The 26,094-nt window shown below is 37.1% G+C and carries 26 protein-coding genes; 6 read left to right on the forward strand and 20 right to left on the reverse strand.

The features are described from left to right. Window positions 1–38 precede the first annotated feature (38 nt). Complete coding sequence (gene rluF / locus PSR12_RS23195) at window positions 39–740, forward strand: 23S rRNA pseudouridine(2604) synthase RluF (protein WP_221682397.1); 702 nt, start codon at window positions 39–41, stop codon at window positions 738–740. 27 nt (window positions 741–767) lie between these two features. After that, a complete protein-coding gene (locus PSR12_RS23200) occupies window positions 768–1,487 on the forward strand; it encodes a DUF6904 family protein (protein WP_221682398.1) in 720 nt (239 codons plus the stop codon). Between the two features lie 41 nt (window positions 1,488–1,528). On the opposite strand, the gene PSR12_RS23205 is transcribed toward PSR12_RS23200, so the two are convergent. The 12 genes from PSR12_RS23205 to PSR12_RS23260 form a co-directional block, all read right to left on the reverse strand. Further along, entirely contained in the window at window positions 1,529–2,026 is a 498-nt protein-coding gene (locus tag PSR12_RS23205; protein ID WP_202342475.1) for a cupin domain-containing protein, read from the reverse strand. Window positions 2,027–2,140: 114 nt separating this feature from the next. Next, on the reverse strand, window positions 2,141–2,848 hold the full coding sequence (locus PSR12_RS23210; protein WP_004233555.1) for an ABC transporter ATP-binding protein: 708 nt from the start codon (window positions 2,846–2,848) through the stop codon (window positions 2,141–2,143). Next, window positions 2,848–3,627: an ABC transporter ATP-binding protein gene (locus PSR12_RS23215; protein WP_048395513.1), complete on the reverse strand. Its 780-nt coding sequence runs from the start codon at window positions 3,625–3,627 to the stop codon at window positions 2,848–2,850. The genes PSR12_RS23210 and PSR12_RS23215 overlap by 1 nt, the downstream gene beginning before the upstream one ends. Beyond that, complete coding sequence (locus tag PSR12_RS23220) at window positions 3,627–4,562, reverse strand: branched-chain amino acid ABC transporter permease (RefSeq protein WP_048395511.1); 936 nt, start codon at window positions 4,560–4,562, stop codon at window positions 3,627–3,629. Before PSR12_RS23220 ends, PSR12_RS23215 begins: the two co-directional genes overlap by 1 nt. A gap of 12 nt (window positions 4,563–4,574) precedes the next feature. Next, on the reverse strand, window positions 4,575–5,450 hold the full coding sequence (locus PSR12_RS23225; RefSeq protein WP_016992164.1) for a branched-chain amino acid ABC transporter permease: 876 nt from the start codon (window positions 5,448–5,450) through the stop codon (window positions 4,575–4,577). A 146-nt stretch (window positions 5,451–5,596) separates the two neighbouring features. Further along, window positions 5,597–6,817 (reverse strand): ABC transporter substrate-binding protein, encoded by a 1,221-nt coding sequence (locus tag PSR12_RS23230; protein ID WP_016992165.1) that lies wholly within the window; start codon window positions 6,815–6,817, stop codon window positions 5,597–5,599. 403 nt (window positions 6,818–7,220) lie between these two features. Next, the gene (locus PSR12_RS23235; protein WP_221682399.1) at window positions 7,221–7,823 is read right to left on the reverse strand and encodes a class I SAM-dependent methyltransferase; all 603 of its coding nucleotides are present in this window, start codon (window positions 7,821–7,823) and stop codon (window positions 7,221–7,223) included. A gap of 86 nt (window positions 7,824–7,909) precedes the next feature. Next, window positions 7,910–9,691, reverse strand: a complete 1,782-nt coding sequence (locus PSR12_RS23240) for a CotH kinase family protein (RefSeq protein ID WP_221682400.1) — start codon at window positions 9,689–9,691, stop codon at window positions 7,910–7,912. Between the two features lie 42 nt (window positions 9,692–9,733). Continuing rightward, the gene (locus tag PSR12_RS23245) at window positions 9,734–10,417 is read right to left on the reverse strand and encodes a DUF4956 domain-containing protein (RefSeq protein WP_131521792.1); all 684 of its coding nucleotides are present in this window, start codon (window positions 10,415–10,417) and stop codon (window positions 9,734–9,736) included. Window positions 10,418–10,436: 19 nt separating this feature from the next. Next, window positions 10,437–11,138: a polyphosphate polymerase domain-containing protein gene (locus PSR12_RS23250; protein WP_257520830.1), complete on the reverse strand. Its 702-nt coding sequence runs from the start codon at window positions 11,136–11,138 to the stop codon at window positions 10,437–10,439. Between the two features lie 208 nt (window positions 11,139–11,346). Then, a complete protein-coding gene (locus tag PSR12_RS23255; protein ID WP_257520831.1) occupies window positions 11,347–12,762 on the reverse strand; it encodes a sensor histidine kinase in 1,416 nt (471 codons plus the stop codon). Then, a complete protein-coding gene (locus PSR12_RS23260; RefSeq protein ID WP_257520832.1) occupies window positions 12,746–13,432 on the reverse strand; it encodes a response regulator transcription factor in 687 nt (228 codons plus the stop codon). Before PSR12_RS23260 ends, PSR12_RS23255 begins: the two co-directional genes overlap by 17 nt. A gap of 219 nt (window positions 13,433–13,651) precedes the next feature. On the opposite strand from PSR12_RS23260, the gene PSR12_RS23265 reads away from it, so the two are divergent. Then, a complete protein-coding gene (locus PSR12_RS23265; protein WP_048395499.1) occupies window positions 13,652–13,984 on the forward strand; it encodes a heme oxygenase in 333 nt (110 codons plus the stop codon). Between the two features lie 111 nt (window positions 13,985–14,095). Here PSR12_RS23265 and PSR12_RS23270 read toward each other — a convergent pair whose 3' ends face one another. Continuing rightward, the gene (locus PSR12_RS23270) at window positions 14,096–15,115 is read right to left on the reverse strand and encodes a YeiH family protein (protein ID WP_274771001.1); all 1,020 of its coding nucleotides are present in this window, start codon (window positions 15,113–15,115) and stop codon (window positions 14,096–14,098) included. A gap of 113 nt (window positions 15,116–15,228) precedes the next feature. Between PSR12_RS23270 and PSR12_RS23275 the strand changes: the two genes are divergently transcribed. Then, window positions 15,229–16,110 carry a LysR family transcriptional regulator gene (locus PSR12_RS23275; protein ID WP_221682405.1) on the forward strand — a complete coding sequence of 294 codons (882 nt, stop codon included), beginning with the start codon at window positions 15,229–15,231 and terminating at the stop codon, window positions 16,108–16,110. 16 nt (window positions 16,111–16,126) lie between these two features. Here PSR12_RS23275 and PSR12_RS23280 read toward each other — a convergent pair whose 3' ends face one another. After that, window positions 16,127–17,044 (reverse strand): LysR family transcriptional regulator, encoded by a 918-nt coding sequence (locus tag PSR12_RS23280; protein ID WP_221682406.1) that lies wholly within the window; start codon window positions 17,042–17,044, stop codon window positions 16,127–16,129. Window positions 17,045–17,166: 122 nt separating this feature from the next. Between PSR12_RS23280 and PSR12_RS23285 the strand changes: the two genes are divergently transcribed. Continuing rightward, window positions 17,167–18,357 carry a coenzyme F420-0:L-glutamate ligase gene (locus PSR12_RS23285; RefSeq protein WP_274771003.1) on the forward strand — a complete coding sequence of 397 codons (1,191 nt, stop codon included), beginning with the start codon at window positions 17,167–17,169 and terminating at the stop codon, window positions 18,355–18,357. Between the two features lie 185 nt (window positions 18,358–18,542). Here the strand turns inward: PSR12_RS23285 and PSR12_RS23290 are convergent, their stop codons facing one another. Continuing rightward, on the reverse strand, window positions 18,543–19,181 hold the full coding sequence (locus PSR12_RS23290) for an RNA ligase family protein (protein WP_221682407.1): 639 nt from the start codon (window positions 19,179–19,181) through the stop codon (window positions 18,543–18,545). Between the two features lie 24 nt (window positions 19,182–19,205). Beyond that, on the reverse strand, window positions 19,206–20,162 hold the full coding sequence (locus PSR12_RS23295) for an AAA family ATPase (protein ID WP_221682408.1): 957 nt from the start codon (window positions 20,160–20,162) through the stop codon (window positions 19,206–19,208). Between the two features lie 438 nt (window positions 20,163–20,600). On the opposite strand from PSR12_RS23295, the gene helD reads away from it, so the two are divergent. Then, window positions 20,601–22,904: an RNA polymerase recycling motor HelD gene (helD, locus tag PSR12_RS23300; protein WP_274771006.1), complete on the forward strand. Its 2,304-nt coding sequence runs from the start codon at window positions 20,601–20,603 to the stop codon at window positions 22,902–22,904. Between the two features lie 51 nt (window positions 22,905–22,955). Here helD and PSR12_RS23305 read toward each other — a convergent pair whose 3' ends face one another. From PSR12_RS23305 to PSR12_RS23320, 4 genes are all read right to left on the reverse strand, one after another. Then, window positions 22,956–23,711 (reverse strand): amino acid ABC transporter ATP-binding protein, encoded by a 756-nt coding sequence (locus PSR12_RS23305; RefSeq protein WP_048395482.1) that lies wholly within the window; start codon window positions 23,709–23,711, stop codon window positions 22,956–22,958. 13 nt (window positions 23,712–23,724) lie between these two features. Further along, the gene (locus tag PSR12_RS23310; RefSeq protein WP_274771008.1) at window positions 23,725–24,426 is read right to left on the reverse strand and encodes an amino acid ABC transporter permease; all 702 of its coding nucleotides are present in this window, start codon (window positions 24,424–24,426) and stop codon (window positions 23,725–23,727) included. 12 nt (window positions 24,427–24,438) lie between these two features. Further along, window positions 24,439–25,146, reverse strand: a complete 708-nt coding sequence (locus tag PSR12_RS23315; protein ID WP_221682411.1) for an amino acid ABC transporter permease — start codon at window positions 25,144–25,146, stop codon at window positions 24,439–24,441. An 82-nt stretch (window positions 25,147–25,228) separates the two neighbouring features. Beyond that, a complete protein-coding gene (locus tag PSR12_RS23320) occupies window positions 25,229–26,092 on the reverse strand; it encodes a transporter substrate-binding domain-containing protein (RefSeq protein ID WP_048395478.1) in 864 nt (287 codons plus the stop codon). Window positions 26,093–26,094: the final 2 nt, after the last annotated feature.

Here is a 26,094-nt window from a genome sequence, read left to right on the forward strand (position 1 = left end):
GGTATACTTAAAAATAATATAAAATATAGGAGAACAATATGCGTATTAATAAATATTTAAGTGAAACAGGCATCATATCTCGTCGTGGCGCTGATAAATGGATAGCAGAAGGAAAGGTAACGATTAACGGAGAACTAGCAACAGTTGGTAGTCAAGTTGAAGCAGGAGACATTGTTTGCGTAGATGGTAAAGAGGTAAAGAAAGAACAACAGCTTGTTTACATTGCTCTGAATAAACCTGTCGGGATTACAAGTACGACAGAGCGTCATATAAAAGGCAATGTCGTTGATTTTGTCAATCATCCCCTACGTATTTTTCATATCGGACGTCTTGATAAGGAATCAGAGGGCCTATTGTTGTTAACGAATGATGGCGATATTGTCAATAAAATTCTACGTGCTGAAAATCATCATGAAAAAGAATATATTGTTCAAGTTGATAAGCCTATAACTGCGCAATTTATCCAAAAAATGGGCGCAGGTGTCGATATTTTAGATACAACAACCTTACCATGCCATGTGGAAAAGATTTCAGATAAAGTCTTTAAAATCATTTTAGAGCAAGGCTTAAACCGCCAAATTCGTCGAATGTGCTCAGCACTAGGGTATTCCGTTAAGCGTCTACAACGCATTCGTATTATGAATATTAAGCTTGGTAATTTAAAGGTAGGGCAATGGCGTGATTTAACGGAGAAGGAACGAGCAGAACTATTCAAACTACTCAATTACACACCAAAATAGACACATCCAAAGGGAGGGGCGAGGACTATGATATCCATTCAAAGCACAGACCAACTAACAGGGGTACGAATTAGTGCGGATTATTGGGATTTAGATGAACTAATTAATGCTATTTATAAAGTAACTGGTGATGAAAATAAATACTATGATTATCAGGGTCCTCGACTACGTATTTTAAGCGTTTGCTATAAACTAAGACATGCTATGCTTGGTGAGCATCACCTAGAGTTTGTTAGTAATGGACTTAATAAGAGTGTTCTAACACAACATGAACTCATCTTTCCAAATAAGAATGTCTATTTTTCAACAGAGATTCTTTGGCCAGAAATTATCTTTAGTGCAATCGCATTAAATGATTTTATTGACCTACACCAAAAATTAAACAATGCTTCTATATGGAATCATGAGATAGCTATTATACGCAAATTTCAAGCGGCTATTGCTGAATGTTTAGAACAGGAGGTAAGTGACGAAGATTATGTTGTGTTTTTAAGAATGTTACATGCTAAAAATCCCTTAACTTTCCGTTTCGCAACACAGTACGTGGATGTTCTAAATCTAGAATATATTGAATTAAGTAAAGAGGAACGTCAGGCGCATTTAGCTGCATTTGCTGTGCGATTAATGGTAGAGGACCATGAATATGTAGCATTAAAATCCCACCTGATGGAAGCAGCTATTGAAACGAAACAAGCATTACATGATATTCAAATTCAACTTAATTATCCTGAAGAAATACTGTGGTGAACGAATCATGCCGTCTCAAAATAATTGAGACGGCTGTTTTTCTATTCAATTGTTTTGTAGGCCATTTTATGAATAACTTCCTTGTGCTGAGGATAATCTGCTAAAAGCTCTTCCTGTGTAAACAATTCAAAATCCTCAAAGTCAAAGCCTGGCGCCACCATACATCCGACTAAACTAAATGTATCCGATTCCTCCACCGACGAGCCGAAAATTGTATGCTTTGGTACTGCAAGCTGAGGGACTTCCCCTGCTTCTATATTCAAGCCAAGCTTCTTCGCTTCATATGTCCCATCTGGGAAAATCATATGAACTGTTAGTGGGCTTCCTGCGTGATAATACCATAGCTCGTCCGATTGTAGGCGATGTAAATGTGAAATATCCTGTGAGCGCAGAAGGAAATATATACTAGTATAAATCGGTCTCTGTACATCTCTCACTGCTATATCGTCCGATGCACGAAACGATGAAATGTAATAGCCCCCTTCAGGATGTTCGGCTAACTTTAAATGTTCAATAAAATATTGTGCTGAATACTTCAAAAAGCATCACTCCTTTTTTCAACCTTACCAAAAAGTAAAGTGGAAATGCTACCTCTGATTTTCCTTCATCACGCAAGCCAAAAAGGACATCTCAACATGAGATGTCCTACATTTTTATAATCCGCCTAAATAAGCTGCCTTTACTTGCTCGCTCTCTTGTAGCTCTTTTGCTGAACCAGATAAAACAATACGCCCTGTTTCAAGTACATATGCACGGTTAGCGACAGATAATGCCATATTAGCATTTTGCTCTACAAGTAATACGGTTGTTCCTTCTTTATTAACCTGCTCAATAATATTGAAGATATTTTTCACCATCAACGGTGCAAGACCCATCGAAGGCTCATCCATTAATAACAGTTTTGGTTTTGCCATTAAGGCACGCCCCATCGCCAGCATCTGCTGTTCCCCACCAGACAATGTACCTGACTGCTGTTTTCGGCGCTCTAATAATCGTGGAAATAACTCGAAAACATGATCCATATCTTTCTTAATACCTGCTTTATCATTACGCAGATACGCACCAAGCTCTAAGTTTTCCTCAACTGACATATTAGCAAAAACACGGCGTCCTTCTGGAACGTGTGAAATCCCTGATTTAACAATAGTTTGTGCTGCTTTCCCAGCTATCGAAAAGCCTTCGTATTCAATAATGCCACCTTTTGGCTTTAATAAACCTGACAATGTCTTTAAGAGCGTGCTTTTTCCAGCACCGTTTGCACCGATTAACGTTACAATTTCACCCTCGTTTACTTCTAAAGAGAGGCCCTTTAATGCTTGGATGTTGCCATAATAAACATCGATATTTTGTACTTTTAGCATTAGCCGATAACCTCCTCTCCAAGGTACGCTTCTATTACCTTTGGATTGTTGCGAATTTCTTCTGGTGTCCCGTCAGCGATTAATTGTCCGTGATCAAGTACGTAAATACGCTCACAAATACCCATAACTAAGCTCATATCATGCTCAATCAGCAATATTGTTAAGCCGAACTCTTTACGAATAAATGCAATTAGCTCCATTAAATCGTGAGTTTCTTGTGGGTTCATCCCTGCTGCTGGTTCATCCAATAAGAGTAGTTTGGGATTTGCCGCTAACGCACGAGCAATCTCTAAACGACGTTGCATCCCGTATGGCAAATTCTTAGCTAGCTCATCTTTATAAACATCTAAGCCAAAGATTTTTAAGAACTCAATTGACTGTTGCTCCATTTCGGCCTCACCTTTGAAATGTGTAGGTAAACGAAATATAGAAGCCCACATAGAATGCTTTGCAAGTGAATGATTGGCTACCTTTACATTGTCAAGAACAGATAGCTCTTTAAATAATCGAATATTTTGGAACGTACGGCTGATCCCTTTCTGTGTAACCTGATAGGGTGCAAGTCCATTCAGTTTCAGACCATTAAAAGTAATTGTACCTTCCGTAGGTGTATATACCCCTGTTAACATATTAAAGCTAGTTGTTTTCCCAGCTCCGTTTGGCCCAATAAGTCCTACCAACTCGCCTTGGTTAAGGTACATATTAACGCCCTGTACTGCCTTTAAACCACCAAATTGAATACCCATATTTTCAACATTGATAAGAAGGTTTCCAGTCATTATTTCGTACCTCCCTTTTTACCAAACTTAAATAATTGTGTTATCTCTTTCGTTCCCATTAAGCCTGTTGGACGATAAAGCATCACGATAATTAATACTAAACTGTAGATAATCATACGTGTTTCTGGGAAGTTTGCTAGATAAGTAGACACGACTGTTAGGAAAATCGCAGCAATCACTGAACCAGAAAGACTTCCTAAACCACCAAGTACAACGTAAATTAAAATATCAAATGATTTTAAGAAACCGAATGTTGTCGGTTGAATAATGTAAAAGTTATGTGCAAAAATGGCTCCTGCTAGACCTGCGAAGAAAGACCCAATCGCAAATGCAACAACTTTATAGTAAGTTGTGTTAATACCCATCGCATCTGCTGCTATTTCATCTTCTCGAATGGAAATACACGCACGCCCATGACGAGAATTTGTAAAGTTTGAGATAACTAGAATCGTTAACACTACGCCAAAGAATGCGTATGTCCAGTTCGATAAATATTTAACCTGCATCCCTGCTGCGCCACCAACATAATCCGTATTTAAAAAGATAATACGAATAATCTCTGCAAATCCTAGTGTAGCAATCGCTAAGTAATCCCCTTTTAAACGAAGCGTTGGAATCCCTACGATTAAACCAGCAACTGCTGCTGCAGCAGCCCCTAATAAGATGGCCAATGGGAATGGTAACATTAGCTTTGTTGTAATAATAGCGGATACATATGCTCCAACTGCAAGGAACCCAGCATGCCCAATTGAAAACTGTCCAGTAACACCAATAACAATATGCAAGCTGACAGCCAACATGATGTTAATACACATTGTGATCAACATATTTTTATAGTACAAATCAATTACTTCTGTTGTAATCAACAATTGTACAACTGCATAGATGACTAGCGCTATTACGGCATAGCCCCAGAAAACTTTAGACTTTTTCATAAAACCGCTCACCTACACTTTCTCACGGGCGTTTTTACCAAAGATACCCGATGGTCTGAAGATTAAGATTAAAATTAAAATAACGAATGCCGCAGCATCACGCCATAACGAGAAGCCAAGTGCACTTACTAAGGACTCTACAACACCTAGTAACATACCACCAACCATAGCGCCTGGGATGATACCAATACCACCAAGAACAGCTGCGATAAATGCTTTAACCCCAGGAATAACACCCATTAACGGGTCAATTTTTGTATAATAAACCCCAAAGATAACACCTGCTGCACCAGCTAAAGCTGAACCAATCGCAAACGTTGCAGAGATTGTATTGTCAACGTTAATACCCATTAAGCGAGCTGCATCTGCATCGTGGGAAACAGCACGCATCGCTTTACCGATTTTTGTTTTATGTACGATGAATTGTAAAAGAATCATCAGTACAACTGCGACTGATAAAATTAAGATGGAAGTACTGCTGATTTGAACGCCAAAAATATCTAGTGATTTATTTTTGAAAACTTCAGGATATGCTGCCGGTTGAGCACCTCTGAAGAAAATTGTTGTATATTCAATTAATAGCGATACACCTATCGCTGTAATTAAAGCTGCGATACGTGTCGCATTTCGTAAACGTTTATAGGCAATACGTTCAATTAATACACCAAAAATTGCACAAACTAACATCGCCAATAATAATGCTGGGAAGAAACCAAGCTCCCATTTAGCAATAGCGTAAAAGCCAATAAATGACCCAATCATGAAGACATCACCATGAGCAAAGTTAATCAGCTTGATAATACCGTATACCATCGTATACCCTAACGCTATTAACGCGTAGATACTTCCAAGTGAAATACCGTTCACAAGTTGCTGTATCCATTCCATGCGCATTCACTCCTTTAAATTTTCTGAAAATTGAAAAATAAGTACATAGATCGATACTAAAAGTTATGTTTTGCTCTACGATTCTAGTTATCTAACACACAAAAAAGGAAGGCGTGTTTACCCGCCTCCCCCTTGCTTACAAAACATTAAGGATTAACTTTAGAGTTGAACACTTGTTTACCGTCTTTAAATTCAAGAACTGTTGCTGTTTTAATTGGGTTATGATTTTCGTCAACTGAGAAAGTACCTGTTACTAAAGAAAGATCTTTTGTTGCAGCTAATTCATTTTTAATTGCTTCCCCATCTGTAGAGCCTGCACGTTTAATTGCATCAGCAATGTAGTAAATTGTGTCATAACCAAGTGCGTTGAATGCGTCAGGCGCTTTGTCACCATTTGCCGCTTTAAATGCCTTTACGAAATCTTGAATTTTTTGATCTGGGTCCTCAGCAGAATAGTGGTTTGTGATGAATGTGTTATTCAATGCATCCGCGCCAGCTAATTCAATTAAAGTTGGAGAATCCCAACCATCAGCACCCATCAGAGGTACATCAATGCCCATTTCGCGTGCTTGTTTAACAATCAAACCTACTTCTTCATAGTATCCAGGGATAAAGATAAAGTCTGGATTTGCTGCTTTAATATTTGTTAATTGTGTACGGAAGTCTGTATCCTTCGCTACATAAGCTTCTTCTTTTACAACTTTTCCGCCACTCTTCGTAATCGTTTCTTTAAAGGATTTTGCTAAACCTTTTGCATAGTCTGATGCATTATCTGCAAAAATAGCTACATTTTTCGCATCTAGCTCACCTGAAGCAAAATTAGCTGCTACAATCCCCTGGAATGGGTCAATAAAGCATGTACGGAAAGCATATTCATTAACACTGCCATCCTCATTTACCGTGATATTCGGTGCTGTACCAGAACCCGTAACAATAGGAATTTTATTATCATTTGCAATTTGAACAGTAGCTACTGTATTACCTGAAGTCGCAGGTGCTAGCATTGCTACTACTTTATCCTGCGTTGCTAGTTTAATAGCAGCTGAAGTTGCTTCAGAGTTCTCTGATTTATTATCTACTTTAATCAGTTCAATTTTCTTACCATCAATACCGCCAGCATCATTAATTTCTTTTACAGCCAGTTCTGCACCTAGCCCAATAGAGGAACCATAAGATGCTACATTCCCTGAAAGCTCTAAGTTGGCACCAATTTTAATTGTATCGCCATCAGATGAGCCTCCGCCTGATGATGAGCCTCCGCCAGAACTTGAATCGTCTCCGTTACCGCAACCAGCAAGAACACCAGCAAGTAATGAAGATGCTACTAAAAGTGAACCGAACTTCTTAAGCTTTTTGCTCTCTCTCATAATTAAATTCCCCCTGAAAATTTCTCAAATATTAGATATTTCTGATAATTATAAACAATTAAATTCATTTACTCAATAGCCAAAATAATTATTTATAACTATCTAAAAACAAAAGAAAATATTATTCATATAAGCCTTTTTCATTGTAAAACATTCTTTATATTTAGTCTAGAGTGATTTTTCAGTATAATTAGTTATTTGTGAATTATCTTTTAATTCAAACTATAGACTAGTACAAAACTATCAGATGAAATTGTTTTTTCAAAATAAATTCTAGTTGATTGAAAGACCCCCTTCATCTATTACAATTATTTCCCTGAAAATAATCATAGGGTCTACGAGTAACTAATTGCTGATACCTGTACTGCAAATGGGAAAAGCTTAGAGTGGGCTTCCCCATACTCTAAGCTTTTTTTAATTCAAACACACAAATGCGCTCATTAATATTTGTTTCATTTTCTAAATGAACTTCATGAAGCAACTCAAATGGTGTTCCATGATGTAAAAATTGTAAATAATCGTAAGGCGGATAATATAAAATTATATGAATATCCCGCATGCGCTGCTCATAGGATTTCCAAATATTATGAATGACTGTGCGAAAAATATGGATGGAAAAGGGATTAAAAAAGAAAAACACATTATCACGTGACTTTATTTCATATGATTCGGCTATTGTATGAATAAACTTAATAGGGGCATGTGCTTTCATTTTTTGAAGATAATTACGTTTATTTTCTTCAGCCTCCGTATAAAAACCCGCATCCATCTCTATCCCAATGGTTGGTATATGAAACTTATGGTGCACAAAAATAGGAACTCGTCCTTTCCCGCACCCCATATCAATAAATACTGGATATTCAGGCATCTGATACGTAGCGAATAATTGCTCCAATCCACTGTAGGGTGTTGGCTCATAACGATGATAGTGTGCAAGCTTAGGAAAGCCATATTGCTCTCCCACCGTGTTTATATGCAAATGTTTATCAAATTGCTGTTCATTCATATGAAAGGACTCCTCAGAAAAGAATGCTTTATTTTAACAGATAAAAAGCAAAAACCATACCCAAAGATATTGGATATGGTTATTTTCTAACGACCTCTACGTTTAAATTTAACAACAAAGAGAAGTGCAAGAAGGAGTAGCACTAGACATGTAATGGCTGTAAACACTGTATTTTTATCAATAACAGGCCCGTGATTTGCAGCTTCACTATTCGCACCAGGCATTCCCATTGGGGCTCCATTTCCATCAGGAGGTTGCATTTGTTCTCCATTTTGTCCATCTCTCGGACCTCCACCCTCTCTATTAAAAGGTGGACTCTTTGATGGGTCAAAGTCCTCTGGTAGCTGACTTGGATCAAATTCATCTGGCATCGAATTCATTTCACCATTTTCACTTGGCATTGGCATACCCATATTGCCCTGAGAAGACGTAGATGCTTCCACTACAAGCTCCCCAGACAGTTGCTTTAATATAGATTCCGAGCGCCTTTTGGCAAATTCCGGCAAGCTATTTTCACCTTCAACTGCTTCTAAAAATTGCTCCGTAGTAGAGAACTTGGTTGGATCTGCCTCCACATAAGTAGTTAATAGCACAGCTAACTTTTTAGTAATAGTTTGCACATAATCTTCTGTTAAATAAGTGGACGCTAGCTCTTCTAGATACTCTTCATATTTGGCACGGTATTCTTCATTAGCAAGCAATGCATTTAGGAGTGGCCGCTCCTCTAATGTTGTGCCGGAAACAGGGGTTGTTACACTAAAATTAATAGCACTATCATTTAATAAATTGCCCGACATGCCCATTCCCATATCAAAGCCGCCATCTCGTTGTTGCTTATCCCCATCAACAGTTTGATCGGGTTGTCCATTGTTTTGTGCCACTGGTTTTTCCTTATTAGTAGTAGCGTCAGCTTGATTTCCGCTGTTTCCTCCTGCTATTCTACCACCTCCAGCCCCAAAGCCACCAAAGGACATGTTGTAATCCCAAGGAATAATAGAAAATACACCGTTCTGTTCATATAAATAATAGTTATGTTTCATATTCCCTTGATAACTATCTAAATTCACAAGTGCTGTGTTGACAGCAAAATAACGTAACATTTCATCGACATCGATATACTTTTCTATGTTTCCGCCATTATTAATAGCATCTAGCATTTCAACAAACTTTGATTGTTCAATATTACCTTCATTAGTTTTTAATCCAATGCCTGTATAGTCTTCGATATCGTCGCTAATATATTTTAAATCGCTGCCTATCCCATCTGGCTTAAATAAAAAGCCATCATTAGAGCCGTAATAATTAGCCAGGAATGTCTCATCCACAGCTTCTACCCCTAAAAACAAACCCCGCTCCTCACCATTCACTGTCACATACATATAGGAGTGTGCCGGTGTTGGTAAACCCATTTGCTCCATCAATTCATAAGAGATATACTCTCTCATTAATGTAGAGTCACTATAATTATTGTTTAAATTTAATTTTTTTAAGCCATATAAGCTTTGTGTATCATCATAATAATCAAAATCAATTTTTAAGCTATAGCGATCTGAGTCACTATTGACAACCGATCGTAATGATAGATTGCCCTTAGTACGAATAGCAACATTCTCAATTTTCTTTCCATTTACTGTAATATCTGCTTGTTTTAATTCTTCAGCAGAAGCATTTTCCAGCAGATCTGCCCAATCTTCCTCAGCTATCTCGATATCTACAGTGGTTACTTTATTGCTATTAAACACTATATTCTCATATGAGAACTCAGATTTTTTCGTTTCAATGCCTACATTCGGAAGTACAGCATATATCACGACAAAGTGAAGGAGTAAAATTGCCATGCACAGATAGACAATTCGGGTTTTAATCATAGCCGTCACCTCTCAACGTAGTTCTATTTATTATTGAGGTCATTACGCTGTGAAATTCCCATCATAGCTCAGCATAATGGCTGATTTTACACCAGCTACCTTTGTTAGTTCATCCATCAGTTTTGCATCATTTTGTTTTACACGAATTTCATAAGTTGTTTCGATTTCATTCTGTTGCATAATGGATTTCGATTTGAGAGCGAATTTTTTTGTTTGCGCAGCAATAATTCGCTCAATTTCAGCATTAGCCAACTCTTCTTCAAACTTTACAATCAGTAAATACGGATTTTCTACCGTTATTTTATTAACGAATATGAGCAATACAAGTCCGATTAAAACAGCACCAATAATGACTAATGGAATAAAGCCAGCACCACATAAAATACCTGAAACAATTGCCCAGAAAATATAGACTAAATCCATTGGATCCTTAATAGGTGTACGGAAACGTACAATAGATAAAGCACCAACCATACCAAGTGACAGCAGAACATTTGAACTGATTCCCATAATCACTAGTGCTGTTGCCATTGTCATTATAAGTAGTGAGATATTGAATGAATGGGAGTAAATGACTCCATTAAAGGTCTTCTTATAAACAGCATAAATGAAAAGCCCAATAAAAAACGCGACTACTAAACCAATAATTGAATCGATTAATGAAAATGAGGTTGTTTTTTCTAAAAAGTTGGATTTAAAAATATCACTAAATTTAATTGTATCCATTGTTCATTCTCCTTTATTATTAGCCGTACATACGACTAAGTTGATATTTTGAATAGGCCTCAGCACGAGTATCTACTGACTGTAGTAAATACTTGATGATGTCTGGTAGATACTCATCGTACTTTACCTCTAAAATTACAAGATTCGGCTCCAGTACATCGACCATAGGCAAGTTTTGATTAAACATATCAGTGTTGCGTAGACTCGATTGCACCTTACTATCAAATGTCACACGCACATTGCCAAACGGATAGACATAGGCTTCTCGTTCGTAATCCACTACCGTAGTAGGTCGCAAATGGTTGTAATTCATCTCGAGATATAAATCTCGAATTAGCGCTCGATCATCATTCTCCATCCAGGCTATCTCGCCAATACGTAGTTTTTCATACTCAGCTTGAGATATTGAACATTTTGTTTTAAAGGTTACATTGTTACGTTTACTCTTCCGCTCAAGATTAATAACATCACTCGATTTGCCGTATATGCGTACTCGATATTTATCTCGATTAATAAAGCCCTCCTTTTTCTCATTTAACACTTTATTGGCAAAATTATCGAAGTACGTACTACGAATCAAATATTTACCGTCTAAGCCAGCATGTTGATCTCGCTGCATAACATGCTGAAGCTTGGCTTTTAATAATGCATAATCTGGATAGGAGATCGCTTGTTTTATTTCTTGGCGACCATTTGGATTAAATGAAGTAATTATTGGCATCTCATCACTCTCCCTACTTGTATTAGTGTCAGACTGACAAACCTTCAATGATGCTCGTCCCTATGTTCATTTCCCGTCTACATCGTTTACTATAAAGGGCTTTTATGTCAGGCAGATGTCAGCTTTACAAATTCTTCAACTCTCTTTTACAATACAAAGCAGTTTTCTGGGAGACGGATTAAACCAACATAAAAAGGCTACTGCGCTCTTATAGCGCAGTAGCCTTTTGCAATACTAATTCAAAATGTGTTCCAGAGGGATTGCTTTCAATTAACCGCAAATCGCCCCCTACGGATTGGGCCATCATTTTACTAAGTGGTAATCCTAAACCCAAGCCGCGAACAGTATATTTTTTATTTTCTCCTCTATAAAAGCGCTCAAAAATAAATGCCTGATCCTCTAGAGGGATTCCTTGTCCTGTGTCCTTCACCAACACTGACAGAGTCTCCGCTTGATCTATCACCGTCAAGGTTATTGTTCCTTTGTCCATCGCCTGTTTAGCATTGGTTAATAGGTTTGTAATGATTTGTTGGATACGAACAATATCTACCTGTACCAATGCAGGGTGTTCCAACAAATGTAAATGAACTTTTACATGTTCATCTTCCTGTATTACTTCCCACTGTGCCACCGCCTCTCGTAGTAGCTGATTAACATCAACTGACTCTATCTGCACAGGGATAGCATCGACAGCAAAATGGTTAAAGGCAAGTAAGTCACCAACCATTGTTTTCATTTTTGTCGTTTCGACCATAGCCATTTCAATGAATTCCATAGCATCCTGTCCCGTTACAACACCATCTCTTACAGCCTGTAATAAACCACTTATAGAGGTGACAGGTGTTTTCAATTCATGGGTGACACCTGCTAGTAATTCCGTTCGAGTTTTCTCCAGCTGTTCTAATTTATTTGCCATATTTTTAAAGGAGGAAACAAGCTCATAGACCTCCTCTTCCTTACTATCTTGAGGCAAATCAATTGCATAATTGCCTTCTTGTACATGCTTGGCAGCCTCTGCTACTTGTTTAATGGGATGGGCCAAACGCTTTGACAGAAAGTAAATAGCGATCCAGCCTAATAATGCTAATGCTCCAATTAATATGGCAAGCTGTCCATATGCTTGGTTAACTCTTGTTAAATTCTCCTTCTTCTCCATCACCAGGGCCCAACCCAATAACTCATGATTATTTTCTATCTTTCTTTTCACTACATATTCAGGTTCAAGTCCATCCTTTATTTCCTTAGTACCTTCTTTTCCATCCAACAAGCCAGCTACATTTTTGGCACTATCAGGCGGTACTGGACGGTTGCTTGTCAGTATATTTCCCTCTGTATCTACAACATACAAAATCGGATCGATCTCTTTCATATTAAAACGCTGACGATCCCCTATGAAACCTGGAATACCATTTATAGGTCCATTATTAGGATTTGGTGTATCCGTTAAACGATAGACCGTCTCGTCTGCTAAAAACTCCATTAATTCTAATCGGTTTTCAAATGTTGTATGACGAATCCACGCTGCTGAGATCAAAGATACAATAGCTAAGCCTATAAAGAGTGTCAGTAAATATCGGCTCGTCCAATATTGAAGTAAGGATATTCGCTTATTTTTTTTGAACACTTAGCTGATACCCCAATCCACGTAGTGTCTTTATTTCTCCTTCCGCCTCATCCCATTCTTTTAAAGCCTTCCTAAGCCTCTTTATAGCTAAATCTACAGCACGATCACTACCCTCATACTCCCATCCCCAAACTTGATCTATAAGCTGATCACGGGTAAATGTTTGATTAGGGTGATCAGCTAAAAACATGAGCACTGATAAATCTCTTGGCGTTAATACAATCTCTTCTCCATGCAAACACACTTTATGCGCTTTACAATCAATCACTAGAGATCCATACTGCTTACTAGTAGCTGACTCAGGACTACCTACAGCACGTCTTAAAACAGCCCTCACTCTTGCAACAACTTCATCTGCGATAAAAGGCTTGGCAATATAATCATCTGCCCCATGATCAAACCCCTTTAGACGGTAATTAACCTCACCTAATGCTGTTAACATGATAACTGGGCAAGTACTTCGTTCTCTTATTTCTTTTAAAATGGACCAACCATTTTTTTCTGGCAACATAATATCTAGCAACACTAGATCTGGCTGTGTTTCACGAAACATGACCAAGGCTTGACCACCATTGAAACATTGTGTCACACTATAACCCACTTTTTGTAAATAAACCTTTAAAACCTGGCTTATTGGATATTCATCCTCTATTACTAGAATGTTTGCCAAAGTCAATCACCTCGCTACTAGTTCACTCTTATGTTCATTATAGCACTGGATTATGTCAGTTAAATGTCAGCCTATCCATTACCCATTAACTACTAGCACAGATTATATAGAGGACATCTATTGACAATGTCTTCCTCAGCCACTTATCATTGAGTGCGAATGATAATCACTGATAATTCATTCAAAAACCTAGTAAATGAAATTAAGGGGGGTAAAAGCATGATTATTGTAACTAATCGTATTCAAGTAAAACCCGGTTTTGCTGCGAGAATGGCACCAAATTTTACAAAGCCAGGTCCTCTGCAACAGTTTGAAGGCTTTCATAAAGTAGAGGTATTAATTTCAACTGATGATCCTACTTATGACGAAATGAGTGTTAATATGTATTGGGAATCTAAGGAGCATTTCCAAGCATGGCGTAATAGCGATGCATTTGCTGCAGCCCATCAACGCCCAAATTCGGGTTCTGAGGGAGAAAAGGCTGACAGTCCAATTATCGGCAGCAAAATAGTGGTGGCGGAATTAGCTTCTTCTATAGAAGCTTTAAATTAGTAAACGACGATTAAATTACTTATACATTATCTTCTGATTCTATCTAAAAAGCCCTGCATGTTGAACGATCATGCAGGGTCTTTTTTCTTGGTATAACAAACACTGATTAAATCAATATAAAAGAATGACTAGTATATAGCCCAGCACGGATAGACAGACTGAGCCAATTAAACCTGCAATAAATGCCTTTACACCTAGCTCCTTAAACGTTTTCATCTCAACATTTAGTCCTAGACCTGCCATTGCCATAGCAATTAAGATATAAGCAGTATCTACTAATACTTGCGATACATTCGCTGGTATAATCCCTAAGGAGTTTATAGCACTCATCGCTAAAAATCCTAAAATAAACCACGGTATGATGGATAAAGAAAATGCTTTTTTCTCTTCACTTTTGTCCATTCTTCGATAGAAAATACCAATAACAATCGCTACAGGTACGAGCAGGGCCACACGTGTTAATTTCACAATGACGGCTATATCAATTGCTTCATTTCCACCAGCTGATGCAGCTGCAATTACATGAGCAATTTCATGTAATGTCCCCCCTGCGAAAATACCATACGCAGTAGGTGTTAAATCGATGATGGAATAGAGTACCGTATAAATAAGTGTAAATATAGTCCCCAATAACGCAACAATCGCTGCCCCTACCGCCGTTTCCTTTTCATTTGCTTTAATTTGAGGTGCAATTGCCACTACTGCAGCAGCTCCGCAAATGGCAGTCCCGCAAGCTGTTAATATCCCTAGCTTTTGTTCGACTTTAAATATTTTTGTTAGGCCGTACACAACAATTAATGCAAATAGCAAATTAATGACTGCAATAAAAAAAACGTTAGCTCCCGCATGATAAATATCTGCCAAATTTAAGCGCATACCCAATAAAATAATACCAAAGCGTAATAGCTTCTTGCTAGAAAATGAAATACCTACTTGCCAAGAATCTTGTACTTTAAATGCTGCTCGCCAGGTCATCCCTAATATAATGGCAATAATCAACTGTCCCAATATTGATAGGAAAGGAAATGTGGCAATATATTTCGCTACTAAAGCAATAAGAAGCGTTAATAATATCCCCTTCAAGAAATTTGGATTAAGGGTGGATTTTAATTTATGTTGTCTATTAACCATGATGTTCACTTCTTTCTCCCTTGTTGATTATTACTTTAATAAAGAGTGCACTATTAGTAAAATACATATATATAATCATTATTATTAATATTTCTAATAATAGAGGTGAAGATATGCAATTGGATGCTTTAAAAACATTTATCACACTGGTTGAGATCAATAATTTTACAAAGACCTCTGAAATACTTCATATTTCACAACCAAGTGTTAGCTTACACATTAAGAATCTAGAGCAAGAATTACAAACAACCTTATTTATTCGCTCCCCAAAATCGGTGCAAATTACACCAACTGGTGAAATTCTTTATAAACGAGCAAAGCAAATCATGGCGATAGCTGAAGCTGCAAAAGAAGATATCGCTGCCTATCACCAAGAAGTACAAGGTACGCTAGTCATTGGGGCAAGCTTTACAATTGGCGAATATATATTACCTCCAATCATTGCAAGCTTACAGCAACAATTCCCACAACTTGAACTTCAAATTATTATTGGCAATACAAAAGAAATCATTCAATATACAAAATTACTGCAAGTCGATATTGGTCTAATTGAAGGACAGGCTCATGATAATGAACTAGTCATTAAGCCATTTATGCAAGATGAGTTATTTATTGTTAGCGACAGTAATCATCCTCTTACAAAGCAACAATCTCTGACTGCTGATAAACTCCAGCAACAAAGCTGGGTTGCGCGTGAAGAAGGCTCTGGAACACGTTATTATCTGGATCATTTATTCAGAGCAAATGGTTTACAGATTCAATCGCTTTTGACTATTAGCAGTAATCAGGGCGTGAAGGAGAGCGTTATGCAGGGACTTGGTCTTTCCTTATTGTCTGCCTGTGTGATAGAACGTGAATTAAAAAATGGGGATATGACTATTCTGCCCCTTGAAGGACAGCATTTTATGCGAACATTTTCTTATCTTTGCTCACCAACCATGAAAAATAAACGCAATGTCGACATACTGATTGATATCTTAATAAAAAAAGCATAGCGGCCTTATCTCGTCGCTAAGCTCTTTTTATGGTTCTTCTCGTATTAAAATGTTTATTTTCGATGATTTCAACAAATTTCATTGCAGCTCTAGAAAGAGGTACTGACTGCAAATAACACATACCAATGCTTCTCGTAGGAATACTTTCCATTAAAGTTAATTCATAAAGAAGACCTCGTTGAAGATAGTCCTTTGAAAATTCCTTTGTTACACATGCAATGCCAAGGTTACTACGCGCAAACTCGAGTACCAAATCATGTGAGCCTAGCTCAAACTCTGGCTCTATGTGAACGCCTCTTGTAAAAAGATAATCTTCCACATACTTCCTTGAATTCGATTTTTTCTCTAGAAAGATAAGAGGAAATTTTAAAAGATCCTCATAGCTTAAACTTTTAGATGAAAGTGTTTTATATTTTTCCCCACAGACAAAAATATCCTGAATATCTGTACATACCGTTAACTGTAATGTTGAATCTTCTATTGGAAAATTACAAAATCCTATATCTACTTCACCTGATTTAATAAAATTACAAATTTCAGAGGTTGTTCCATTTAGCATTTGCAATTTAATATTCGGATACATTGTATGGAATGCTTCTAAATAAGGCATTAAAAAGAAACGTGAGATCGTATCTCCTACCCCTATTTTTAATTGCCCTGTTGTTAAATTTTTGAATTCAAGTAACTTTTCTTCACCAGCATCTAAAAGTCCTAAGGCAGAATTAGTATATTCAAAAAGTAGGCTGCCTTCTGTTGTTAATGTCACACCTTTAGGTGTTCGATTAAAAAGACGTGTGCCAAGCTCATTTTCTAATTGCATCATTGCCTGACTAACAGCTGGCTGTGTCATATATAAATCTTTTGCTGCACTAGAAAAGCTATTATTTTTTGCTACAACACTAAAAACACGATATAAATCTAATTTCCCTATCATATAAGCACCTCTTATAGCTATTATATGAACTATTAATTTTACTTATATCATTAACGAGCCTTATAGTAAAATCATATGGATTTTATATCACTTTACGCTAGATAGAATGAGGAGAGATTAAATTGGAACGTGTAATCGGTACAGTTGTAAGAGGTCTTCGTGGTCCTATTATTAATGAAGGCGATAATATTGAACAAATTGTTGTAGATACAGTGTTAAATGCAGCACATATTGAAGGATATGCAATCGAGGATCGTGATATTGTGACAGTAACTGAATCTGTCGTGGCACGTGCACAAGGAAACTATGCTACGATTGATGATATTGCCATAGATGTAGCGGCTAAGTTTGGTGATGATACGGTAGGGGTTATTTTCCCCATATTAAGTCGAAACCGCTTCGCCAATTGTTTACGAGGCATTGCTAAAGGTGTAAAAAAGGTAGTATTAATGCTAAGCTACCCATCTGATGAAGTGGGTAATCACCTTGTAGATATTGATGAGCTCGATGTAAAAGGCATTAACCCATGGATGGATACACTCAATGAGGTTGAATTCCGCGAGCATTTTGGCTATAAAAAACACACATTTACTGGTGTAGATTATATTGAATACTATAAAGAGTTAATTGAAGCAGAAGGGGCTACGTGTGAGGTCATCTTCTCAAATAATCCAAAAACAATTTTAAATTACACAAAGAGTATCTTAACGTGTGATATTCATTCACGCTTCCGCACAAAACGTATTCTAACAGCGAACGGTGCTGAAAAGGTTTACAGCCTTGATAATATTTTAGCTGAATCAATTAATGGCTCTGGTTTCAATGCTGAGTACGGTCTACTTGGCTCGAACAAAGCAACAGAGGATAGTGTTAAATTATTCCCACATACTTGCCAACCAATTGTTGATGGAATCCAAGCAAAAATTAAAGAAGCTACAGGAAAAACAGTAGAAGTTATGATTTATGGTGACGGCGCATTCAAAGATCCTGTGGGTAAAATTTGGGAGCTTGCAGATCCTGTTGTATCCCCGGCATTTACCGCTGGATTACATGGAACACCGAACGAGGTTAAATTGAAATATTTAGCGGACAATGATTTTGCAGACCTTCGAGGTGAAGAACTAAAGGCTGCTATTTCTGAATACATTCAAAATAAAGATGAAGATTTAACAGGTCAAATGGCTGCACAAGGAACAACGCCTCGTCGATTAACAGACCTTATCGGTTCCTTATCTGACCTTACATCTGGTTCGGGTGACAAAGGAACACCAATGATTTACATTCAAGGCTACTTCGATAATTACACTAAATAAACAAACAAAAATGAACTCTCGTCCTCAAGAAGAGAGTTCATTTTTTTATGGCGAGGATAACAGGAATCGAACCCGTAGTCCCATTGGAAAGGGATATGCACTCCATGCACCTACCTCGTAATAGATGATTGTTGAATGCTTGCTATAGTATTACATTGTGCTCAGTCCCTTCTTTTCTTAATTGGTTAGGATTTTAATTTATTTGGAATAATTTCTTCTCTTAGCCAATGCTCACTTGTTTGAACATGTTTCGGTCTCACAAACTTTCCTAAATTATAGCGGAAATCTTCGTAATGGAATGAGCTAGTATTTCTAATGACATACCCCTCTTGTTCCCCTTCAAAGAATGATTTTCCAGTGAATGTACGTTTTATCTGTTCTTCGTCAAAAATTCCTCGGTATAAAACAGGCACTGTTTCTATACCTAACTCTGCAGCAAAGGCAACGGTTTCATCCCAGCTCAAACAAATATTTTCTTCGTTCCAAATACTAAACAAGTAGAAATAGCTTGTTAATCCTTGATAATAAATAGAATGCTTGGCATAAACATTTTCACCACATAAGCGCCAGTCCTTTGGAATCCGATACGCAAAATTCGCGTGAAATGTTTTTACCCAATGTCTTGTAGGATGGTTGGCTGAATGAATACTTCTAGCATGCATATAGTCTCTGTAAAGTGTTGTCCCTTCTCCATCTAACTTTTCAGTGACAACAACCTCTTTTCCAATAAAATGATTCACATTTCTAGCAACTTTATCATCATCGGTGTAGCCTCTGCTCCACGGTAAATGAAAACTTCTTGGGTATTTCATGAATTTCGTCATATTTTCACCTCCCTTTCCTAATGTCTATTTGGCAAATTGATCTGCCTCACGGAAAAAATAAAGCCTTGTTAATAAATCACCGTCTAATAAATGATAAATTTGGCTTCCCCCTCTATCTCCCCCATACTGGATTAACATATGATATTGCACTAAATGAACAACCTTTAATACAAGTTCCTTTTCAAAGCCCAACTCTAATAGAAAATGGCAAACCAGTTGAGCAGATACATTTTCATGTCCAAAATAACCATAACGCTGTTGCAAAGGTTTATATTTTTTACAAAATGGTTTACCGACATCATGAAACAATGCAGCTATTTGTAGAGCTAGTTTATCGCTTTCTAAGTAGTACTCATTGATATACGCGTACACAAAATACGTATGCTGACATAGCAAAAATTGATGGAATGGATTTTCTTGATCGAATTGATAAATTTCTTTGAAAAGTGGGACTGCTTGAAGTGTTTGAAAAAGCTCTTCATAGGTGGGGTGGCCTTGTATGAGTGAAATAAACTGTTGTCGAGAAAGATCATAGGGACTTGATTCATGGACAATATGCAATTCATTAAATCCTTCTCCTAGTGTTGGGAATTCTAAATGCTTTCTCATTTTTTCCATCACGATTAATGGTACATGCCTTTTCCTTTGCTGGTTTCTGGCTACACAGATTGAATAAGGTGTATCAAAGTAATAACATACCTTTAGCACTGTACTTGGTATTTTACGAAGTGCAAACATCCTGCGCTCTCGTTCAATATTGGTTGCATCCACAATGACAGAAAATCCTTTTGCCACTAAATCATTAAGACGTTCATATAACGTACGAAAGACTATACGTGATTTTTGCTTCGTTGAATCTCCAAATAACTCCTGGCGTATAGCGTCGCTTGATAGGACAATTGCATTTTCATTTTTAGCTAACTGTTTCACAAATGTACTTTTTCCACTACCCGGCAACCCCACTGTAAAGATTACCTTCATTCTTTTCACCTCCCTTCAAGTTTCTATATCGTATGACATGCCACATTCTTTAGTGTCTCTATAGCATTTCATTCACTTATTTTTAATAACAATTTATTATAATCAGTCATAATATGAAGCAATATTACATATAAAAAAGACGGCTCCACCTTTTTGTAGAGCAGTCTCTGTATATCAATATCTTATTACCTTACACATTTATTGTATCATAAATTTACAATAATTTCTAGACTATACTTCTTTCCGAAGTAGATGTATGATAAATTTCCTGCTTCAATCCCCCCATATCACCTGCATTTGGATACTTTCACTATATTCTAATTGGTGGTTGGACAAACAATTAAAATAGCATCACAATTACCTTCTTCTCACCATCTATTGAGGTGAGGGTTACTGTCAAAGGAAGCAAATAACTATGGAGAGGAATGTGAGTAAACGTTGGAAAATCAAAAAGAATGGCTGGAAGAAAAGCATCACCTTGAGGATTCTTTAAACATTATTGTTCATAAAATAAAAGAGTTAGAGCATAAAGAAAAAGGCTTTAAAGAAAATGCTGTTGTCTTAAAGAAATCCTTTTGGAACGATGTGAGAGTCAATCTAGATACCGCTGAGGATGTAGACGAAACCTTTTTTGCAATTAAGCAGCAGGCAGAGCTTTTATCTGACTCAGAGCTTGCACAGGAACGTGCAATTCGTAATGTAAAGGTATATGAACGTTTACAACAGTCACCCTATTTTGCTCGTATTGACTTTTTACAAGATGGGCAACAAGACCCTTTAAAAATTTATATCGGTGTAGCCACATTATTAGATAAACAGGATGAAAATATCGTCATTTTTGATTGGCGAGCGCCTATATCGAGTATGTATTATGATTACACACCTGGTGATGCATCCTACGAAACATTAGGTGAAGAAATTCATGGAGAAATGCTGTTAAAACGGCAATTTATCATTAAAAATGGTCAACTACAATCCATGTTTAATACAGGCCTTACAATTGGTGATGACCTATTGCTCGATATCCTTGCCCAAAATGCAAATGAGCATATTCGTAGTATTGTTGCGACAATCCAAGCAGAGCAAAATAAAATTATTCGCCATGTAAATTCACGCTATCTTATTGTCGAAGGCGTTGCAGGTAGTGGCAAAACAGCTGTAGCCTTACAGCGGGTAGCTTATCTTCTTTACCGTTATCGTGATGAAATGACAGCCGATCAAATATTGCTAATTACACCTAATCAACTTTTTAATCAATATGTTCATTCAGTCTTACCTGATTTAGGTGAAGATAATATGCAGCAGTTAACGTTTATAGAATATGCTGAAAAGCGATTAGGTAAACAGTTTCAATTGGAATATCCTTATGAGCAACTTGAAGATCTGTTAATAGAAAAAGATGATGCTCAGTATCAAACAAAATTAAGCATCATTTCATTTAAAGCGAGCCTCACTTTTAAACATTTGCTGGATCAGTATGTTCGTTATTTATCTGATAAAGGCTTGTTATTTAAAAATATCGTTTTTCGCGGTGAACGTATTATTACTGCACAGGAGATTTCCGAATACTTCTATTCTTTCCCTTCTACTATGTCGATACCAGATCGTCTACAATTAGTAAAAGAATGGTTATTGCAACGGCTAACGAAATTGGAAAAGGCTGAGCGTACAAAGGAGTGGGTAGAAGAAGCTACTGAGCTATTAGATAAAGAAGACTACTCCAAATCATATAGTGAACTTTTATATGAGGGGCGTTATACTGAAAATTCATTTGATGATTTTGATCAAGAACGCTATAAATTAGCAAGACAAATTGTCAAAAAACACTTTAAACCATTACGTAACTCCGTTCACCAGTTAAAGTTTGTCCATATGTTGGGTACATATCGACAGCTCTTTGATTTGAATAGTTCTATTAACAAGGTTTTACAACACCTTAAGCCAGACAACTGGGAGGACATTTGTCTACAAACACTCCCTAATTTAGCAAAGCGTTTGATTGCCTATGAGGATGCTGCACCATTTTTATACTTACAGGACAAAATTGAAGGACAACAGACCAATAGGATGATCCGTCATGTATTAATTGATGAAGCACAGGATTATTCACCATTCCAACTTACTGTATTACAGCAGTTATTCCCAAAAGCACGTATGACCATTTTAGGTGATGGCCATCAAACGATTCATCCACATACCTTTAGTAATCCTTCTCTACTGGACACTCCATTATATGGTGAGCAGGCAGAAAAAATGATATTAACAAAAAGCTATCGTTCGACAAAGCAAATCATACAACTCACTTCCAAAATTTTAAATGACGGTAGTGAAGTAGAAGCTTTTAATCGAACTGGCCCCGAACCATCGATTACTATTGTGCCAAATGAAGTGGAATTAATGGATCAAATTATTCAAAACATCAACCATTTATCTGTTGAATTCGAAACAATTGCTGTCATCTGTAAAACTGCAGCCGAGTGCTCTGCTGTTTACAAGCAATTAAACAATCGAGTAGATATTCAATTGATCAATCATCATACAAAGCAGTTTAAAAAGGGTATTTTATTACTTCCAGCTTATATGGCAAAAGGCATCGAATTTGATGCGGTCATCATCTATAATGCATCTGCAGCTAATTACTCAAGAGAAAGCGAACGGTACTATTTCTATACGGCGTGTACGAGAGCTATGCATGAGCTGCACATTTATTCCATTAATAAATTAACGTATTTCCTTCAATAATAGGTAACAGGAGAATCTGTAAATAACAGATTCTCCTGTTCTATTGCTGTTTTATATATAGAACGTATAGTCTTCTGGAATGACACGTTTTAAAAATTTCTTCGTTCGCTCCTCTTTTGGGCTGACGAAAATATCATGAGGGCTACCTTCCTCTACAACCACTCCTCCATCCATGAAAATTACGCGATTGGCAACATCTTTGGCAAAGCCCATTTCATGTGTTACTACAAGCATTGTTGTACCCTCCGCTGCAATATTTTTCATGACCTGTAGAACCTCACCTACCAATTCAGGGTCAAGTGCGGACGTTGGTTCATCAAATAAAATAATATCAGGATTCAAAGCAACAGCTCGTGCAATACCAACACGTTGCTGTTGACCTCCTGACAACTGACTCGGATAGGCATCATATTTGTCTGATAAACCTACTTTATCAAGTGCCTTTTTACCAATTTCCACAGCCTGTGCTTTAGGAATTTTACGTCCAATGATTAACCCTTCTGTTACATTCTCTAATGCCGTTTTATTAGTGAATAGATTATAGTTTTGAAAGACAAATGCGACACGTTGGCGAATTGCATGCACGTCTTTTTTCTTTACATGTTGAAAATCAACCTGAATATCACCAAATGTCGCATGGCCTTGATCAGCCTTCTCTAAAAAATTGATACAACGTAATAATGTTGTTTTTCCTGAGCCACTGGGGCCTAAAATAACAACAACATCCCCTTTATCAATAGCTAAATCAACACCCTTTAAAATTTCATTGCCACCAAATGATTTATGAATATTTTTAATTTCTAACATGCTCGTTCACCCCTTAGACATTTGCCATTTTGTATTTGCTTAAATATTTTTCATAACGCTTAAACAAGTATTCAACCGTACTACATAAAATTAAGTACACAATAAAGATATCCAAATAGGCCTCTACATAATTGTAGCCAACGTTTGCCGCTACTTTTGCCTTCAGTGTAATTTCAGGAAGCGACATTGCGTAGCCTAGCGATGTAGCTTTAATGAGATTAACAGTAGCTGTGCAAATATTCGGCAATGCCACTACTAATGCCTGTGGAATGATGATGCGAGTATACGCTTGGAATGTTGACAAACCTACTGAGTTTGCAGCCTCTAGTTGCCCCTTTTCAATGGTACTTAACGCCGATCGAAAGACCTCAATTAAAATGGCTGTTGAGCTGAATGCAAATACAATAAACGCATACCAAATTGGATTGATTTTATAAATATCATACGCAATATGATATTTTTCAAAAATAATTTTTAACATTAACGGTATACTGCTATAGATAATGAAAATTTGTATTATAATCGGCGTTCCTCGAACAAAAGAAACATAAATCTTCGCTAGGTGATGGATAACTGGAATTTTATTGATCCTAGTTAGTGCTAGCAAAAACCCCAGTGGCAAAGCTATCACCAAAGCAACACCTGTGACTAGAAGCGCGATAGGAACACCAGACAAAGCTACGAAAAATGTTTCAAGTAAAAATTGATAATTCACCTTCACGCCTCCTTAAGTTGTTTCTAGGGTCTTCTTACCCTTGCCAAATACCTTTTCTAATATAGTAAATATTTTTTCTATAATAATAGATAACACCCAATAAATGATAGCCAATGCAATATAAATTTCTAAGGCATGAGCATTGATGTTACTTGCTATAATTAGATTTGCCTTACCTACAATATCAATTAGACCAATAGTATAAGCGAGTGCACCTTCTTGTAATAAAGCAATCATGCCATTTCCAAAGTTTGGTAAAGCAACAACCAGTGCCTGTGGAAAAATAATTCGACGATAGGCTTGGAATGGTGTTAGCCCTACACTAACGGCTGCTTCAAACTGCCCTTTTGGAATGGCTAAGTAGGCAGACCGTATCACCTCAGACATGATTGCCGCGAATTGTAAGGTGAAGGTTACAACAACAAATATGGCCGTTTCAATTGAATGGAGATTAAGACCAACATTTTCTGCTAATGCTGGGACGCCATAATAGACAAGAAATAACAAAACAATGGAGGGTGTACAACGCATAATCGTTGTATACAGATTGGCGAATTTAGTTAGCCACTTGACTGAAGATAGCTTAGCTGCCGCCAGCAATAAGCCGAATAGGGTACCTAAGATAATGGAGGACCCTGCAACTAAGAACGTAATTTTTAAAAATGGCAATAACACTGGGACTGCGTTCCAAATGTAGGTTGCGTCAAAATATTTATCCATTTCCTCACCAACTTTTGTTTTTATGAATAAAGACTGCTGAGCATTACTGACTCAACAGCCTAACTATTCGTTCCGATTTAAACTAACGATTTACGTTTTCCAGTACTTCAAATAAATCACGGCCATAGAATTTTGTACTTAATTCATTTGTTTTCTTTTGTTCTTTAACCTGAGCTATTGCTTTATCATAAGCGTCAGCAAATTCTTGCTCTTTTTTATTGAACAGTGGCCATGTTTTTATAACAGCAAATTCGTTATAGACAACGTCATCTTTTAGGTTATAATATGGGCCATCTTCTGCAAGTACTTGTTGTTTAAATGGTCCTTCAATCATGACACCACCATCAACACGACCTTCATTTACCCACTGCACTACATCAACAGTAAATGCGTCACCAGCCTCAAGTTTTACTTTATTATCTGGATTTGCCGTATTATATTCATCGATAATTGTATATTGAGCATTATTTGCAGCAATTGGTGCTAAAGAATAGCCCTTTTTCGCAAAATCTGCTAATGTTTTCACGCCTTCATCTTCTTTACGCAAAACTAAACCTGCGCTACTTAAACCTAAGAATTCCTTCGGGAAAATAAATTTCTCTGTACGTTCCTGAGTAAAGAATGCGTTTTTAACCCCTACTTGATATTTCCCTTGCTCCACACCAATTAATAAATCATCACTTGTTGTACCTACATACTCAAATTGATAATCAGGTAACAATTCATCTACTAATTTCATTACTTCTACATCATAACCAGTTGGATTTCCATTATCGTCAATGTAACTAATAGGCTTTGACGCTTGATCGTAGGCTACTTTTACTGTACGTACCTTTTCGCCATCACCCGAATCTTTATCTGCAGACTCTCCTGAATTACAACCTGCTAATAATGCGATAGAAGCCAAACCAATTGCTGCAAATTGAAAAATCTTATTCTTCTTCATAT

It is taken from the genome of Lysinibacillus sp. G01H (genome assembly GCF_028872195.1).
Taxonomy (GTDB): Bacteria; Bacillota; Bacilli; order Bacillales_A; family Planococcaceae; genus Lysinibacillus; species Lysinibacillus capsici.

Coding starts and splice junctions, on each gene's coding strand:
- PSR12_RS23305 (WP_048395482.1), bottom strand. CDS start 23,711: ATGTTAGAAATTAAAAATATTCATAAATCATTTGGTGGCAATGAAATT.
- PSR12_RS23235 (WP_221682399.1), bottom strand. CDS start 7,823: ATGAATGAACAGCAATTTGATAAACATTTGCATATAAACACGGTGGGA.
- PSR12_RS23320 (WP_048395478.1), bottom strand. CDS start 26,092: ATGAAGAAGAATAAGATTTTTCAATTTGCAGCAATTGGTTTGGCTTCT.
- PSR12_RS23250 (WP_257520830.1), bottom strand. CDS start 11,138: ATGCCAATAATTACTTCATTTAATCCAAATGGTCGCCAAGAAATAAAA.
- PSR12_RS23220 (WP_048395511.1), bottom strand. CDS start 4,562: ATGAAAAAGTCTAAAGTTTTCTGGGGCTATGCCGTAATAGCGCTAGTC.
- PSR12_RS23280 (WP_221682406.1), bottom strand. CDS start 17,044: ATGATAGGGAAATTAGATTTATATCGTGTTTTTAGTGTTGTAGCAAAA.
- PSR12_RS23295 (WP_221682408.1), bottom strand. CDS start 20,162: ATGAAGGTAATCTTTACAGTGGGGTTGCCGGGTAGTGGAAAAAGTACA.
- PSR12_RS23290 (WP_221682407.1), bottom strand. CDS start 19,181: ATGACGAAATTCATGAAATACCCAAGAAGTTTTCATTTACCGTGGAGC.
- PSR12_RS23315 (WP_221682411.1), bottom strand. CDS start 25,146: ATGGATAAATATTTTGACGCAACCTACATTTGGAACGCAGTCCCAGTG.
- PSR12_RS23270 (WP_274771001.1), bottom strand. CDS start 15,115: ATGGTTAATAGACAACATAAATTAAAATCCACCCTTAATCCAAATTTC.
- PSR12_RS23210 (WP_004233555.1), bottom strand. CDS start 2,848: ATGCTAAAAGTACAAAATATCGATGTTTATTATGGCAACATCCAAGCA.
- PSR12_RS23240 (WP_221682400.1), bottom strand. CDS start 9,691: ATGATTAAAACCCGAATTGTCTATCTGTGCATGGCAATTTTACTCCTT.
- PSR12_RS23245 (WP_131521792.1), bottom strand. CDS start 10,417: ATGGATACAATTAAATTTAGTGATATTTTTAAATCCAACTTTTTAGAA.
- rluF (WP_221682397.1), top strand. CDS start 39: ATGCGTATTAATAAATATTTAAGTGAAACAGGCATCATATCTCGTCGT.
- PSR12_RS23275 (WP_221682405.1), top strand. CDS start 15,229: ATGCAATTGGATGCTTTAAAAACATTTATCACACTGGTTGAGATCAAT.
- PSR12_RS23215 (WP_048395513.1), bottom strand. CDS start 3,627: ATGACTGGAAACCTTCTTATCAATGTTGAAAATATGGGTATTCAATTT.
- PSR12_RS23230 (WP_016992165.1), bottom strand. CDS start 6,817: ATGAGAGAGAGCAAAAAGCTTAAGAAGTTCGGTTCACTTTTAGTAGCA.
- PSR12_RS23265 (WP_048395499.1), top strand. CDS start 13,652: ATGATTATTGTAACTAATCGTATTCAAGTAAAACCCGGTTTTGCTGCG.
- PSR12_RS23200 (WP_221682398.1), top strand. CDS start 768: ATGATATCCATTCAAAGCACAGACCAACTAACAGGGGTACGAATTAGT.
- PSR12_RS23225 (WP_016992164.1), bottom strand. CDS start 5,450: ATGGAATGGATACAGCAACTTGTGAACGGTATTTCACTTGGAAGTATC.